We start from the raw sequence: 14,773 nt of genomic DNA on the forward strand, positions 1-14,773 counted from the left end.
CATGGTTCCTGCAACAGTGCCGTCCGGCTGCAGGATTCCGATCGCGTGCGATCATTGCCATTCAGCTACCATTCAGCCCACCAACCGTAGTTTTACCACCTACCAATTACTGCCCTTTTGTTGCATTGCATCAGGGATTTAGGCCACAATTCCCAATTACTTTGGAAATGGAACTGCGCTATATGGGTACCCGGGGAATGAGGCTCAAGAATATCCACGCTGGGCCATAGGGGACTGGGTTACCAATCGCCATGTCATCGATCACGACTTCTGCCCTCGATACGCCCGCGCGGCGCTCGGTGGAGCGGACCTGCGACGACCTTGCCATTTTCGTGCTGGCGGTGGTCACCATTGTCGCGGGCCTGACCTTCCGTGACTACGGGCTCGGCTGGGACGACTACACGCACGCCGAATATGCCGATCTACTGCTGCGGATGTACGGTTCCGGCTTCAAGGACACCGGCGCGCTGTCATTCGCCAATCTCTATATGTATGGCGGCGGCTTCGACATGGCGGCGGCCCTGCTGCACAAGGTCATCCCGCTCGAACTGTTTGAAACGCGCCGCCTGCTCGGCGCCGTCGTCGGCGTCATCGGCCTGGCCGTGACCTGGCGGCTGGCGCGGCGCGTCGGCGGCCCGCTTGCCGGGTTCGCGACGCTGCTGCTGCTGGCGCTGTGCCCGACCTTCTACGGGCACATGTTCATGAACCCGAAAGACGCGCCGTTTGCCGTCTCGATGGTAATCCTGATCCTGGGCCTGGTGCGCCTCGCCGAGGAATATCCCGCGCCCTCGCCGCGAACCATCCTGATCGTCGGCCTCGGCGCCGGTCTCTCCATCGGCTGCCGGATTCTCGGCGGGCTGGCTTTGGTCTATGCGATCGTGGGCTTCGTGCCGCTGCTGATCGATGACGTTCGCACGCAAGGCGGGCGCGAAGCGATCCGCCGCTTCGCCCATGTCGTGTACGTGCTGCTGCCCGGCCTCGTGGTGGGATACCTGATCATGGGCCTGGTGTGGCCGTGGTCGATCATGGAGGCGGACCATCCCTTCAAGGCGCTGACCTACTTCTCGCACTTCTTCGAAAAGCCCTGGAAGGAAATGTTCGACGGCGCGCTGGTCTCGGTGCCTGATATGCCGTGGTCCTACCTGCCGACGCTGTTCGCGCTGCAGCTTCCCGAAATATTGCTCGCGCTTCTGGTCGCCGGTGTCGTCGGCACCTTCATGTCGCTGTCGCGCGGCGACGTCTCGGCCCGCCGCAAGACCATGTTCCTGATGCTGACGCTGGCGGCCACCCTGCCGCTGGTGATCGCGATGGTGAAGCGCCCGGCGCTCTACAACGGCATCCGGCATTTCGTCTTCGTCATCCCGCCGATGGCAGTGCTCGCCGGCGTATCGTTCGCCTGGGGCATGAACTGGCTCAAGAATAATCACCGCCGCTGGCAACCCGCCGCGCTGGCGGTGTTCTCGTTCGGCCTGCTGTTGCCGCTCAGCGAGATGATCCGCCTGCATCCGTACGAGTATACGCACTTCAATCACCTCGTCGGCACCGTTCGTGGCGCCGACAGCCTGTTCATGCTGGATTACTGGGGGCTGGCGCTGAAGCAGGCGTCCGATGGCCTGCGCGAAGAGCTGGTCGAGCGGCAGGAATCGCCGCCGCTGGGACGTAAATGGAAAGTCGCAGTGTGCGGCCCGCAGCGCCCTGCGCAGGTCGCGCTCGGCCCCGACTTCACGATCGGCTGGGACAGCCAGTCCGCCGACTTCGCGATGACGCTGGGCGAGTTCTACTGCAAGGGCCTGACCGCGCCCGTCATGGTGGAAATCAAGCGTGACGATGTCGTGTTCGCGCGCGTCTACGATATCCGCGGCCGCGGTATCTCGACGCTACTGGCAATCCCGGCGCCGTAAAATAGGCCTCCGGATAACGGGTCCCCTGTTTGGCAAAGCCACATGTCCAAAGAACAGACTGGCTATAAATTACCCAACTGGCGCCCCGGTGCCGTCCACGAGGCCGTAATCGCCACGGCCGCGAAGCTGGCAGAACACGATATTAGCATTCCACCTTCGCCTTTCTTTGAAGCGCTCGCCGATCGCGCGCAAGAGATTGCAAACGAAGCCATCGCAGAAGCAATCGGAGCAAGAGACGACGAAGCCGCGGTCGCGCTCGCAAATCTGCGTATCGCCAAGCGTCTTCTCTACGAAGTAGGCAATGACCTCTTCCTCACAACTGAACAAGCTGACGATGCCATCCTCGCCCGCCTCGCGGCCTATCTCGTGCTTGAGGGCAGTGATGGATACAACGATCTAAGGTACCACCACGCTTGGGGAGCGCATCGCGACCCAGAGTGGGGCACCATCTGGAGCATCCGCCAAGACATTCGGGATCTCACACCTGCGTTCATATTTAAGGTTTGCATGAAGGGCGACACGCGTTTCCTAGGCGTGGAATGCCATGCACCGACTAGACGCCTTCCTGACGAACTCTATGCTCGCCTTCGGGCACGAACTATAATTATGTCTGGTGTACCCATCCTCGCGTTCGCTCCGGCCGAGGTCGAGGCCGATGCGTCGGCCTGTGCAACTGAAATAGCTAGCACGCTTTCCATCCTTGCGCAGGAATTGCTAGCTCTCCATGGCATCGAGCCGCCCCTGCGAAGCGACTTCCGGCCAAGGAGCGAGCCATAGGAACTAGTACTTCGTGCGGCTCGCATTTTGCCATTTGGTTCTTAATTCGTCGTCTACTCCAATATGCGTCCATTCGGCTAGGATCAGGCGCGTGGCACTGTCCCGACCGCCTACCGGGACACATAGCAGCCCCCGGGGGCCCGCGCCTTGCTGCCGACCCGCCGCAGGGCTAGGCTCGCTTTTCGAAAATCAACAATTTTCCGGAGAAAGCGCGCCATGTCGCCAGCCGAAGCTCGCCTGAAGCAGGTTCCGTCCGGCATGACGGACGCCGAGTGGAACCAGCGCGTCAATCTCGCCGCCTGCTATCGCCTCGTTGCGCTGTATGGCTGGGACGACCTGGTCGACACCCACATCTCGGCGCGTGTGCCGGGTCCCGACCATCACTTCCTGATCAACCCCTACGGATTGATGTTCGAGGAAATCACGGCGTCGAGCCTGGTCAAGGTCGATCTCCACGGCAACCAGCTCAGCGAAAGCGAATACAGCATCAACCCGGCGGGCTTCACCATCCATTCGGCGATCCACGAGGTGCGCGAGGACGCCGGCTGCGTACTTCATTTGCACACGCCCGACGGAACGGCGGTCGCGAGTTGCATGGAGGGCTTGCTGCCGATGAACCAGACCGCGCAATTCGTCACCCACGACCTCGCCTATCATGACTATGAAGGCGTGGCGCTGGACCACGACGAGCGCCCGCGGCTGCAGAAGGACCTCGGCAGCAAGAACCACATGCTGTTGCGCAATCACGGCACGCTGACGGTCGGCCGCTCGGTCGCCTCCGCCTTCGAGCGCATGTACCATCTGGAGCGGGCCTGCACGATGCAGGTGCGCACCCGCATGCTGGGGCCGACCGCCTACCCGATCGAACAGGCCGTGATCGACAAGAACAAACAACTGTTTGGCAATGCCGATTTCGCGGAACGGCGCTCGACCAATCTGGTGTGGCCGCCGCTGTTGCGGAAACTGGATCGCACCGATCCCAGCTACAAGACCTGAGGCCGACGGGCGCGCGAAAGGTTACAGGGCGTGAAAGTACTGGTGACCGGCAGTTCCGGCCATCTCGGCGAGGCGCTGATGCGCACGTTGCAGGCGCAACGGCGCGAGGCCATCGGCATCGATGTTCTGCCCGGCATGTTCACCCAGCACGTCGGCTCGATCGCCGACCGGGCTTTCGTGCGGCGTTGCATGAGGGGTGTCACCACCGTGCTGCACGCCGCGACGCTGCACAAGCCGCATGTGGCAACACACGGCCGCCAGGATTTTGTCGACGTCAACATTTCAGGCACGCTCAATCTGCTCGAAGAAGCCGTCGCAGCCGGTGTCACGGCGTTTGTCTACACCAGCACCACCAGCGTGTTCGGCGATGCGCTGGTGCCGCCGCCGGGCGAGCCGGCGGCCTGGATCACCGAAGACGTCACGGCGGTGCCGAAAAATATCTACGGCGTCACCAAGGCGGCCGCGGAGGATCTGTGCCAGCTGTTCGCGCGCAATCATTCGCTTGGCGTCATCGTGCTGCGCACCTCGCGATTCTTTCCCGAAGAGGACGACAATCGCGCGATACGCGAGGCCTATACCGACGCCAACATCAAGACCAGCGAGTTCCTCTATCGCCGCGTCGATATCGAAGACGTGGTCAGCGCGCATCTGCTGGCGATCAATCACGCGCCATCGGCCGGTTTCGCGAAATACATCATCAGCGCCACCACGCCATTCTCGCGCCACGACGCGGCGGAACTGCGCAACGATGCGCCGCGTGTGGTCCGCCGTTGCGTGCCGGACTATGAGGCCGAATTCGCCCGGCGCGGCTGGACGATGCTTCCGGGCATCGATCGCATCTACGTCAACGACCGGGCGCGCGCCGAACTCGGCTGGCAGCCGCGCCATGATTTCCGCACGCTGATTGCGCGGCTGCGGGCCGATGAGGACATCCGCAGCCCACTCGCGCGCGAGATCGGCAGCAAGGGCTATCACGATCGCGATTTTCGTGAGGGACCCTACCCGGTGGAGTGAGGAACCGGAAATATCCGGTGGACGCGCCGGCCGGATGCGCTAAACTGGCGGCCACACACCCTCTACACGTTTAGAATCAAACGCCGTCCAATCCCGGGCGGCGTTTTATTTTGAGTTGTGCCGTAGGGTGGGCAAAGCGCAGCGTGCCCACCATTCAAAGACCAGCCCGGCGGAGAGATGGTGGGCACGCTGCGCTTTGCCCACCCTCCCATCCCGCGCTACTTCGCTTCCGCCAACGCTCCCAAAATCCGCGCCCAGGAGCGGATGCCCTTGTGGAAGCTCTTGAGGTCGTACTTCTCGTTCGGCGAATGGATGTTGTCGTCGTCGAGACCGAAGCCGATCAGCAGGCTGTCGAGGCCGAGCGTGCGCTTGAAATCGGCGACGATCGGGATCGAGGCGCCGGAGCCGACCAGCAGCGCCTCCCTGCCCCATTCCTCGGTCAGCGCGCGCTTGGCAGCCGCCAGCGGCTTCATGTTCCAGTCGAGCGCGATGGCCGCCCCACTGGAGTGCTCGGTGAAGACGGCCTTGCAATCGCCCGGAAGCCGCGCGGTGACATAGTCGCGGAACGCCTTCTTGATCTTCTGCGGGTCCTGGCCTTCGACCAGACGGAAGGAGATCTTTGCGGAAGCTTCCGCCGGGATCACGGTTTTCGAGCCCTCGCCGGTATAGCCGCCGATGATGCCGTTGATGTCGCAGGTCGGACGCGAGGATACTTGCTCGATCAGCAGGCGATCCTTTTCGCCGGCGGGGATCGAGAGGCCGATTGGCTTTAGGAACGACTCAGGCGTGAGGTTGAGGTTCTTCCACTGCGCCAGGATGTCCGGCGGCAGATCCTTCACGCCGTCGTAGAAGCCGGGAATGGTGATGCGGCCGTTGTCGTCAAACAGGCCGCCGAGGATGCTGGTCAGCACGCGGATCGGGTTGCGCGCGCCGCCGCCGAACACACCGGAATGCAGGTCGCGGTTGGCGGCCTTGATGGAGACCTCGTCATACATCAAGCCGCGCAGCGAGGTTGTGATGGCGGGCGTGTTGGGGTCCCACATGCCGGTGTCGCAGACCATGGCGAAGTCGGCCTTCAACTCATCCTTGATCGACTCCATAAACGGCACGAAATTCTTCGAGCCAACTTCTTCTTCGCCTTCGATCAGGATCGTGATGTCGACTGGCAGCGATCCCGTCACCTTCTTCCAGGCGCGGCAGGCCTCGACGAAGGTCATCAGCTGTCCTTTGTCGTCCTCCGCCCCGCGTGCAACGATGATCTTGCGGCCATCAGCGTGGTCAGTGACCACAGGCTCGAACGGCGGGCGGTGCCAGAGGTTCAAAGGATCCACCGGCTGCACATCGTAGTGCCCATAGAACAGAACATGCGGACGGCCATCGGTGCTACCGTTCGCCTTGGCGACGATCGCGGGATGCCCCGCCGTCGGCCTCACCTCAGCCTTGAAGCCGAGCGTCGCGATATCTTTCGCAAGATGATCAGCGGCCACTTTGCAATCACCGGCGAAGGCCGGGTCGGCCGAGATCGACTTGATCCGCAGCAGCGCAAACAACCGCTCGAGGCTGTTGTCGAAGTCGGCGTCGATATGATCGAGGACCGGCTGGATCTTTGCGTTGGACATGGCTGACTATCCCTTAAGTTACCCTTGAAGTTACCCTTGAAGTTACCCTTGGCTGTGGGCCTTGTTGTTGACCTCAAGTTGTAGCTCGCCCGCGGCCTGAGGCAAGGCGACATCCGCGGCAGGCGGATGCAATATGTGCCAGACCAGCCCCGCCGTCAGCAGGATGGTGGCGGCGAGATTATTGCCATACGCCTGCAGGTCGATCGGAAACAGCGGAAGCGAGAGGCACAACAAACCGCCCGCCACGGCTAGCAACACCCATGTGCCGGTCTTGACCGTCGGCCTGTGATCATACGCCCCGCGATGGGCCAGCACGGTGATCGGAAAGAACAGCCACAGAAAGTAATATTGGCGAGCCAGCGGTGAAGCGACCGTCATCAGACAGAACAGGATGCCGAGTTCCTCGGCATCCGACCGCTCGGTCCGGCGCGACGCGGGTGGCATGACGGCGAGATATCCGAGCCCGATCGCCAGCGAGATCGCCAGCACGATCCAGTTCGTCGTCCTGAAATCGAGATTGGCGAAATTCATCGTGCGCACCGGCTTTGACGGATCATCCTGATTGTAGTTCACCGGCCGCGTCAGCCGGTGCGTCACCGCGATGATCGACTGGTTGACCCACGACCAGTTCTGCTCGTCGCGCTGTCCGAACCCCTTCTCCGAACTCGACCCCACCATGCCCTGGTACCAGGTCTTCAGCTCCGTGACATTGTGCTGGAAGCCGCGAAACGGCGCCGGCAGCACGAACAGAAACACGCCGATGAACACCAGCATGCTCGCGGCCGCCGCCCACTGCCTTCGCCACACCAGATAAGGCAACACCGCCACCGGGAACACCTTGATGGCGGTAGCAAGCGCAAACATGCATCCCGCCATCCATCCGCGCTGATCCCGCAGCAGCCAGAATCCGTAAAGCATCAGCACCAGCAAGACCAAGTTCGGCTGGCCGAGGTCGAACATGTCGAACACAAAGGTGACGGTGACGAAGCCCGGCAGCGCTTCCAGCCACGGCCCGGGCTTGCGCCCCGATCCCGCCATCGCGTGCGAGAACTGCGCCGTCATCCACCACGCGACGATGTTGAGGAACGACAGGCAGAGATAGAGCGGGATCTTGCCGAACCAGCTCGGGATCGCGAGCAGCACCGCCGACAGCGGCGGATAAATGAATTCGAAATAGGCGGCGGGGTCGTCGGGGTAGAGATTCCTGCCCTGCAGCACCTGCTGCCCCGCCCAGAACCACAGCGGATAGTCCTTGGTCTTGCCGTTGCCCCAGATTTCCGGGACCAGCACGTCGGCCGTCAGCGCGATGCAGCAGACCAGAAACAGGAGATCGAGCGGCCTTCGTAGCGATGGATATCTCAGCACGCGCTCGTTCCGGATTCAGAGGAGATTACGTCACAACTCTTCACGCGAACCGACCGCCACTTCGCTCGAAAAACTCTTACCGCCGCAGCAAGCCGCCGAGCGCGCCGCGCACCAGCGCGCGCCCGACCGAACCGCCAAGCGATCCGCCGACCGACTTGCCGAGATCGGCGACGATGCCGCCGACCACCTTGTTGGTGACGGATCGCGTAACGTCTCGCGCAATCACCTGGCCGGTCGACAGCCTGCCGCGCTTGACGTTGGTGCCGAAGATCGTGCCAACGATCGAACCGATCTGGCCGAGGATCCCGCCACCGCCGGCGCCCGCACCGCCATCTGCTCCATCCGCAGGCGCCGCGGTTCCGGCAACGCGCTTCTGCAGCATCTCATAGGCGGATTCGGCATCGACCGGGGTGTCGTATTTGCCCTTGACCGGGCTCTTGTTCATGATCGCCTTGCGCTCTTCCGGCGTGATCGGCCCGATCCGCGCCGTCGGCGGCCGGATCATGACGCGCTCGACCATGGTCGGCGTGCCGCCGCCTTCGAGGAACGACACCAGCGCTTCACCCTTGCCGAGTTCCATGATGACGCGGGCAGTGTCGAGCTTGGGGTTGGGCCGAAAGGTCTGCGCCGCCGCATTCACCGCCTTCTGGTCACGCGGCGTGAAGGCACGCAGCGCGTGCTGCACGCGACCGCCCAATTGGGCCAGCACCTTGTCCGGCACGTCGATCGGATTCTGTGTGACGAAGTAGACGCCGACGCCCTTGGAGCGGATCAGGCGGACCACCTGCTCGATCTTGTCCATCAGCGCCTTCGGCGCGTCGTTGAACAACAGATGCGCCTCGTCGAAGAAGAACACCAGTTTCGGCTTCGGCAAGTCGCCGGCTTCCGGCAGTTCCTCAAACAGTTCCGACAGCAACCACAACAGGAAGGTGGCGTAGAGCCTGGGGCTCTCCATAAGCTTGTCGGCAACCAGAATGTTGACCATCCCGCGACCATCGCTGTCGGTCTTCATGAAATCCTTCAGCGCCAGCGCCGGCTCGCCGAAGAATTTCGTTCCGCCCTGGTTTTCCAGCACCAGAAGCTGGCGCTGGATGGTCCCGACGGTTGCCTTGCTGACATTGCCATAGCCCTGCGCGACCTTTCGGATCTCGGCAAACGGATCTTCCTCGGCATCCGGGCCCTTCTTGCGGCCATCGGGAACGATCGCATCCAACAGCGAGCGCAGATCCTTCATGTCGATCAGCGTCAGGCCGTTTTCATCCGCCACACGGAATGCGACATTGAGGACGCCCTCCTGCACGTCGTTCAGATCGAGCATCCGCGACAGCAATAACGGCCCCATCTCCGTGACCGTGGCGCGAACCGGATGGCCCTGCTCGCCGAACACGTCCCAAAACACCGTCGAGAACTGATCGGGCTCGAACTTGAGGCCCATCTCTCCGGCGCGCTTGAGGATGAAGTCCTTGGCCTCGCCGACTTCGGAGATACCGGACAGGTCACCCTTGATATCGGCCGCGAACACGGGAACACCGGCGCGGGCAAAGCCCTCCGCCATCACCTGCAGCGACACGGTCTTGCCGGTCCCGGTCGCTCCGGTGACAAGGCCATGCCGATTGGCAAGCGCTAGCGTCAGCCAGGCCGTTTGTTCGCCCTTCCCGATAAAAATCTTCTCGTCGGTATCGGCGGTCTTGTTATCGGAGGTCGCCATCACATCGCCTCATCGCGCATCGGGGGACTCTAGGTGTCAAGTCACTCCATCATATCGCATCCTGTCCGCTGATTGAAACCGTCAGCACACCGTCGCAGCGCACCAAGGACCGTTCCTTTCATACTTTTTTCCGACCTTCGGCAGAAAAAACGAGGGCGCAGCGCAATAACTCTGTATGAATCTGGCACTCACTCTTGCATTGCTGCAACACTTGCCACGCGAATCGAGAACCACATCGCCTTGATGTGCGGGGATCGCTTGTATTTCAGATCGCAGGCGCTCAAGATCAATTTACAAGCAGACGACCCGGTGAAACCGGTTGGGGACGGGGCACAATATGGACGAATTGATTGGACGGCTGGCCTCCAAGGCCGGCATCGATAGCGCTGTCGCTGAAAAAACCATCGGCATCGTTCTCGGTTTTCTCCGTAACGAGGGACCCTCCGACAAGGTTCAGGCCCTGATCGACCAAATTCCGGGTGCCGAGGCTGCGATTGCGGCTTCCAGCAGCAATGGCGGATTCTCGCGGCTGATGGGCGGAGGCTTGATGGCGGTGGGCACCCGACTGATGGCGCTTGGTCTGGGCATGAGCGAGATTCAAAACGTGGCGCGTGAACTTTTCAGGTTCGGCCGCGACAAAATCGGAGCGGATCAAATGGGCGAAATCATTTCAGGGACGCCGGGCCTCAGCCAGTTCGCGTAAAGCGCATCTCTTCTGAGCACATTCGGCCTGAGCATATTTTTTTCATCGAGTATCATGACATATCCCCTCTCCGAGATCGAAGGCTTGACCGCCTACTCTGCCTCGAAGCTGAAATCGCAGGGCATTCGCACCACGGAAGCGCTGCTGGAAGCCGCCCGCACGGTCAAGGGGCGTAAGGCGCTCGCAGCGAAGACCGGCATCAGCGAACAGCAACTGCTCGAATGGGCGAATTTTTCCGACTACATGCGAATTCCCGGCATGGGCAAGGCCAAGGTAGGCCTGGTGCGCGCGGCCGGTGTCACCACCGTGCGCGAACTCGCGCTCCGCAATCCGGCGCGGCTCGCCCAGAATATGAAAGACGTGAATACCAAGCGCAAACTGGTCCGGGTTCTGCCCTCCGAAAGATCGGTCGAACAACTGATCGAGCAGGCGCGCAAGCTTCCGCCGATGATCAGCTACTAAAGGCCGGTCAGGCCAGCCCGCGGGGCCTGGCTGTCACGCCTTGACTCCCCGGCGCGGACCGCGCAAAGCCACCGCATGATCGCAGCCAAGCCCAGACCCACCGCGGCGACCGGTCCGGCCGGTCATCCGGTGCTGCCTGCGCTAAAGTCCAGGCCCTATCCGGCGGTGATGGGCGTGCTGAATGTAACGCCCGATTCATTCTCGGACGGCGGGCAATTCGCCGCCCCTGAGCCCGCGCTGGCCCAGGCCCGGCGGATGATCGCCGAGGGCGCCGACATCATCGACATCGGCGCGGAATCCACCCGGCCCTACGGGTCGGAACCGATCTCGGCGGATGAGGAATTGAAGCGCCTGCAGCCGGTGCTGCCTGACGTCGTCGCGCTCGGCATTCCCGTGTCGATCGACAGCATGAAATCGGCCGTCGTCGCCTGGGCGCTCCATCAGGGCGCCGCCATCGCCAACGACATCTGGGGCCTGCAGCGCGATTCCGGCATGGCTGGCCTCGTCGCCGAGCGCGGCGCGCCCGTCATCATCATGCATAACCGCGATAGCGCCGATCCCGCCATCGACATCATGCAGGACATCGCCGATTTCTTCGCGCGATCGCTCGATATCGCGGCGAAAGCGGGAATTTCGCCTGACAAGATCGTGCTCGATCCCGGCATCGGCTTCGGCAAGACGCCCGAGCAGAGCATGACCGCGCTGGCGCGGCTCGGCGAGTTGCAGTCGTTCGGACTTCCACTGTTGATCGGCGCCTCGCGCAAGCGTTTCATCAGCACGGTGACGCCGTCGGAGCCGCATCAGCGCCTCGGCGGCTCGATTGCCGCACATCTGCTGGCGGCCCAGAACGGGGCGCGGATCATCCGGGCGCATGACGTCGCCGAGACCGTACAGGCGCTGCGCGTCACCGCCGCAATCAGGGAACAGGGATGAGCGATACTATCTTCATCACCGGTGTCGTCATCCATGCCCGCCACGGCGTGATGGAGCACGAGACCGAAGTCGGGCAGCGTTTCGTCATCGACCTCGAACTCTCCGTCAACCTGTCGGAAGCCTCGCACACCGATCACCTGTCCGACACCGTGTCCTACGCCAGTGTGGTTTCGACCGCGACGGCAGCGTTCAAGAACACCAATTACAAGCTCCTGGAGCGCGCCGCCGGCGCCGTTGCAGACGCGATATTCGCGGCGTTTGCGCGCGTCGACGCGGTCAAGGTCACCGTCCACAAGCCGCATGCACCAATCGCCGCGATCTTCGAGGATGTCGGCGTCGTGCTGACGCGCAAGCGGCAATCGCCCTGACATGGCGGACGTGCTGATCGCGCTCGGCGGCAATGTCGGCGACGTCCGCGCCACATTCAAGAAAGCCATCTCCAATATTTGCGGCATGACGCAGGCCGCCCTGCTCGCGCGTTCCTCCGACTACACCACCCCGCCCTGGGGCGAGGGACAGCAGGCGCCGTTCACCAACGCCTGTATCGAGATCGAAACCAGCCTCGATCCGCATGCGCTGCTGTTCACGCTGCACAAGATCGAGAAAAAATTCGGCCGCGACCGTGCCCATGAGACACGCTGGGGTCCGCGCACCCTCGACCTCGATTTGATCGCCTATGATGACGTCAGGCTCGACAAGCCGGAACTGACGCTGCCGCATCCGCGGGCTTTCGAGCGCGCCTTCGTGCTGGTGCCGCTGGCCGAGATCGCGCCCGACCGTATCATTGCGGGACGTCGCGTCGCCGATGCGCTGGCGCTGCTTTCGACCGAGGGGATCCAGCGGCTACCCGACCTGGATTGACCGGTAAGGACCCAAAACAACCGTTTGGCTTGGCGGCCGCCCCGTGGCAATTTCCGGCCAAATCAAGAGACGACCAGGGAATAAATAGCCCGGATGACCAAGACTGACGAGCTGACATTGGCCGCGGAGTTTCCGCAGGCAACCTACGAGGGCTGGCGCAAGCTGGTCGACGGGGTGCTGAAGGGCGCGCCGTTCGAGAAACTGGTCAGCAAGACGTCCGATGGGTTGAAAATCGATCCGATTTACCGCCGCGCCCAAGGGGCCACGCCGGTCGCCGGCCGTGCTGCGGCTGCGCCCTGGCAGATCATGCAGCGGATCGATCATCCCGACGCGAAAGCGGCCAACGCGCAGGCGCTGCACGATCTGGAGAACGGCGCGACGGGACTGACCCTCGTATTCGCCGGCGCCAATGGCGCCCATGGTTTCGGGCTCGATCCTTCGGCGGAGGCGGTCGCGCAGGTTCTCGACGGTATCTATCTCGACGCCGGGATCGGCATCGAGCTTCAGATCGGCCCGCAGTCGCGAATGGCGGCCATTCACATGGCGGAATATATCAAGCGCAGAGGTATCGACCCCGCCGCCTGCGATATCCGCTTCGGACTGGACCCGCTCGGGTCCTGCGTGGTGTGGGGCTCCAGTCCCTACAACTGGGAGGAGATCGTGCCCGCGGTCACCGGCGCGATCAAAGGCCTCGCCGCGATGAGCTTCAAAGGCCCGTTCGCAGCTGCCGATGGGCGCGTGATCCATGATGCCGGCGGATCGGAAGTCCAGGAATTGGCATTTGTGCTGGCCGCCGGCACAGCCTATCTGCGCGCGATCGAACAGGCAGGCGTTGCGCTCGAAGATGCGCAAGGCATGGTGTATGCGCGGCTAGCCGCCGACGCCGACCAGTTCCTGACGCTGGCGAAATTCCGGGCGCTGCGGCTGTTGTGGGCGCGGCTCGAACAGGCCTGCGGCCTGACGCCAAAACCGCTGTTCATTGCGGCCGATACGGCTTGGCGCATGCTGACGCAGCGCGATGCCTATGTGAACATGCTGCGCGCGACGATGGCGACCTTCTCCGCCGGCCTCGGCGGCGCTAATGCCATCACCGTTTTGCCGCACACGCTGGCTCTGGGATTGCCCGATCCGTTCGCCAGGCGTGCCGCGCGCAACACACAACTGGTGCTGCTGGAAGAGTCCAACCTCGCCAAGGTCAGCGATCCCGCAGCCGGCTCCGGCGGCATCGAAACGCTGACCAGGCAACTCTGCGAAGCCGCGTGGTCGCTGTTCCAGGAGATCGAAAAGGCCGGCGGTATGTTCGCAAGCCTCGAACAAGGCCTCATCCAGCGCAAGGTCGCCGCAACCCGGGCTGTGCGCGAGGCCAACATCGCCAAACGCCGGGACGTGCTGACGGGCGCGAGCGAATTTCCGAACCTGCACGAGGCCGATGTCGCCGTGCTCGATGCGAAGCCGATCGTGCTGCCGTCCTATGGCGAAGCAAAATTCAAATTCGATCCCCTGCCGCCAATGCGGCTGGCCGCGCCGTTCGAGGCGCTGCGCGATAAGTCGGATACCAGACTAAAGCGCGATGGTGCCCGGCCAAAAATCTTCCTGGCCAATCTCGGCACGGCGGCCGACTTCACCGCGCGCGCCGCCTTCGCCAAGAGCTTCTTCGAGACCGGCGGCATCGAGGCGATCGACACCCAAGGCTTTGCCGACCCGGCGGCGCTGGCCGCCGCGTTCAAGGCGTCCGGCGCGGTTATTGTTTGCCTGTGCTCGTCCGACAAGGTCTATGCGGAACACGCGGTGGCCGCGGCAAAGGCCCTTCAAGCGGCCGGCGCCGAGCATATCTATCTGGCAGGGCGGCCCGGCGAACAGGAGGCCGCGCTACGCCCGGCCGGCGTCGGCGATTTCATCTTCGCCGGCGGCGATGCGCTGGCGATGCTGCAGGAAGCCTGGCGGCGGATGGAGCGAGCATGACGGAAAACAACCACAAGACGGTCCTGACCGGCGGCTGCCAGTGCGGCGCCATCCGCTTTGCGATGTTGAAGGCACCGACCAAGATCAGCATCTGCCATTGCCGGATGTGCCAGAAGGCGTCCGGAGCGCCCTTTGCGTCTCTCGCTGACATCGAGCATGAACATTTCACCTGGACCCGCGGCAAGCCGGCGACGTTTCAGTCCTCTTCCATCGCCGAGCGCGATTTCTGCTCGGCCTGCGGCACGCCCCTGACCTATCGGCTGATCGGCGGCCCCCGGATCGAGATCATGACCGGCGCGTTCGACCGCCCCGACCGCGTGGTGCCGACGCGGCAATATGGAACCGAATCCCGGCTCGGCTGGGTGGTCGGCATCGCCAACCTGCCGAGCCAGACCACACAGCAGAATTACGGCCCGGAGAAGATGGCGACCATCACCAGCCACCAGCATCCGGACCATGATTAGGGTTGGCG

General features: G+C 62.9%; 14 protein-coding genes. 11 read left to right on the top strand and 3 right to left on the bottom strand.

What is annotated here, in order from left to right:
- Window positions 1–251 precede the first annotated feature (251 nt).
- The 4 genes from V1286_RS21010 (at window position 252) to V1286_RS21025 (ending at window position 4,688) form a co-directional block, all read left to right on the top strand.
- Window positions 252–1,901: an ArnT family glycosyltransferase gene (locus V1286_RS21010; protein ID WP_334482224.1), complete on the top strand. Its 1,650-nt coding sequence runs from the start codon at window positions 252–254 to the stop codon at window positions 1,899–1,901.
- Between the two features lie 42 nt (window positions 1,902–1,943).
- Window positions 1,944–2,678 carry a hypothetical protein gene (locus V1286_RS21015; protein ID WP_334482226.1) on the top strand — a complete coding sequence of 245 codons (735 nt, stop codon included), beginning with the start codon at window positions 1,944–1,946 and terminating at the stop codon, window positions 2,676–2,678.
- Between the two features lie 216 nt (window positions 2,679–2,894).
- Window positions 2,895–3,674, top strand: a complete 780-nt coding sequence (locus V1286_RS21020) for a class II aldolase/adducin family protein (protein ID WP_334482228.1) — start codon at window positions 2,895–2,897, stop codon at window positions 3,672–3,674.
- A gap of 30 nt (window positions 3,675–3,704) precedes the next feature.
- Window positions 3,705–4,688: an NAD-dependent epimerase/dehydratase family protein gene (locus V1286_RS21025; protein ID WP_334482229.1), complete on the top strand. Its 984-nt coding sequence runs from the start codon at window positions 3,705–3,707 to the stop codon at window positions 4,686–4,688.
- Between the two features lie 218 nt (window positions 4,689–4,906).
- Here the strand turns inward: V1286_RS21025 and V1286_RS21030 are convergent, their stop codons facing one another.
- The 3 genes from V1286_RS21030 to V1286_RS21040 all read right to left on the bottom strand — a co-directional run bounded on the left by V1286_RS21030 (window position 4,907) and on the right by V1286_RS21040 (window position 9,380).
- Entirely contained in the window at window positions 4,907–6,307 is a 1,401-nt protein-coding gene (locus V1286_RS21030) for a M20/M25/M40 family metallo-hydrolase (RefSeq protein WP_334482231.1), read from the bottom strand.
- 42 nt (window positions 6,308–6,349) lie between these two features.
- A complete protein-coding gene (locus tag V1286_RS21035) occupies window positions 6,350–7,672 on the bottom strand; it encodes a glycosyltransferase family 87 protein (protein ID WP_334482233.1) in 1,323 nt (440 codons plus the stop codon).
- 76 nt (window positions 7,673–7,748) lie between these two features.
- Window positions 7,749–9,380, bottom strand: a complete 1,632-nt coding sequence (locus tag V1286_RS21040) for a helicase HerA-like domain-containing protein (protein ID WP_334482235.1) — start codon at window positions 9,378–9,380, stop codon at window positions 7,749–7,751.
- A 337-nt stretch (window positions 9,381–9,717) separates the two neighbouring features.
- On the opposite strand from V1286_RS21040, the gene V1286_RS21045 reads away from it, so the two are divergent.
- The 7 genes from V1286_RS21045 (at window position 9,718) to V1286_RS21075 (ending at window position 14,765) form a co-directional block, all read left to right on the top strand.
- Complete coding sequence (locus V1286_RS21045) at window positions 9,718–10,083, top strand: DUF2267 domain-containing protein (protein WP_334482237.1); 366 nt, start codon at window positions 9,718–9,720, stop codon at window positions 10,081–10,083.
- A gap of 54 nt (window positions 10,084–10,137) precedes the next feature.
- The gene (locus V1286_RS21050) at window positions 10,138–10,545 is read left to right on the top strand and encodes a DUF4332 domain-containing protein (protein ID WP_334482238.1); all 408 of its coding nucleotides are present in this window, start codon (window positions 10,138–10,140) and stop codon (window positions 10,543–10,545) included.
- Window positions 10,546–10,620: 75 nt separating this feature from the next.
- A complete protein-coding gene (folP, locus tag V1286_RS21055; protein ID WP_334482240.1) occupies window positions 10,621–11,478 on the top strand; it encodes a dihydropteroate synthase in 858 nt (285 codons plus the stop codon).
- The gene (folB, locus tag V1286_RS21060) at window positions 11,475–11,846 is read left to right on the top strand and encodes a dihydroneopterin aldolase (RefSeq protein ID WP_108513087.1); all 372 of its coding nucleotides are present in this window, start codon (window positions 11,475–11,477) and stop codon (window positions 11,844–11,846) included. The genes folP and folB overlap by 4 nt, the downstream gene beginning before the upstream one ends.
- 1 nt (window position 11,847) lies before the next feature.
- Window positions 11,848–12,339 carry a 2-amino-4-hydroxy-6-hydroxymethyldihydropteridine diphosphokinase gene (gene folK / locus V1286_RS21065; RefSeq protein WP_334482244.1) on the top strand — a complete coding sequence of 164 codons (492 nt, stop codon included), beginning with the start codon at window positions 11,848–11,850 and terminating at the stop codon, window positions 12,337–12,339.
- 93 nt (window positions 12,340–12,432) lie between these two features.
- A complete protein-coding gene (locus V1286_RS21070; protein ID WP_334482246.1) occupies window positions 12,433–14,301 on the top strand; it encodes a methylmalonyl-CoA mutase subunit beta in 1,869 nt (622 codons plus the stop codon).
- Window positions 14,298–14,765, top strand: a complete 468-nt coding sequence (locus V1286_RS21075) for a GFA family protein (RefSeq protein WP_334482247.1) — start codon at window positions 14,298–14,300, stop codon at window positions 14,763–14,765. The genes V1286_RS21070 and V1286_RS21075 overlap by 4 nt, the downstream gene beginning before the upstream one ends.
- Window positions 14,766–14,773 lie beyond the last annotated feature (8 nt).

This window comes from Bradyrhizobium algeriense, assembly GCF_036924595.1.
Taxonomy (GTDB): Bacteria; Pseudomonadota; Alphaproteobacteria; order Rhizobiales; family Xanthobacteraceae; genus Bradyrhizobium; species Bradyrhizobium algeriense.

Excerpts from the sequence above, each read along its gene's own strand:
- V1286_RS21010 (WP_334482224.1), top strand. The coding sequence starts at position 252 with ATGTCATCGATCACGACTTCTGCCCTCGATACGCCCGCGCGGCGCTCG.
- V1286_RS21015 (WP_334482226.1), top strand. The coding sequence starts at position 1,944 with ATGTCCAAAGAACAGACTGGCTATAAATTACCCAACTGGCGCCCCGGT.
- V1286_RS21020 (WP_334482228.1), top strand. The coding sequence starts at position 2,895 with ATGTCGCCAGCCGAAGCTCGCCTGAAGCAGGTTCCGTCCGGCATGACG.
- V1286_RS21030 (WP_334482231.1), bottom strand. The coding sequence starts at position 6,307 with ATGTCCAACGCAAAGATCCAGCCGGTCCTCGATCATATCGACGCCGAC.
- V1286_RS21040 (WP_334482235.1), bottom strand. The coding sequence starts at position 9,380 with ATGGCGACCTCCGATAACAAGACCGCCGATACCGACGAGAAGATTTTT.
- V1286_RS21045 (WP_334482237.1), top strand. The coding sequence starts at position 9,718 with ATGGACGAATTGATTGGACGGCTGGCCTCCAAGGCCGGCATCGATAGC.
- V1286_RS21050 (WP_334482238.1), top strand. The coding sequence starts at position 10,138 with ATGACATATCCCCTCTCCGAGATCGAAGGCTTGACCGCCTACTCTGCC.
- folP (WP_334482240.1), top strand. The coding sequence starts at position 10,621 with ATGATCGCAGCCAAGCCCAGACCCACCGCGGCGACCGGTCCGGCCGGT.
- folB (WP_108513087.1), top strand. The coding sequence starts at position 11,475 with ATGAGCGATACTATCTTCATCACCGGTGTCGTCATCCATGCCCGCCAC.
- folK (WP_334482244.1), top strand. The coding sequence starts at position 11,848 with ATGGCGGACGTGCTGATCGCGCTCGGCGGCAATGTCGGCGACGTCCGC.
- V1286_RS21070 (WP_334482246.1), top strand. The coding sequence starts at position 12,433 with ATGACCAAGACTGACGAGCTGACATTGGCCGCGGAGTTTCCGCAGGCA.
- V1286_RS21075 (WP_334482247.1), top strand. The coding sequence starts at position 14,298 with ATGACGGAAAACAACCACAAGACGGTCCTGACCGGCGGCTGCCAGTGC.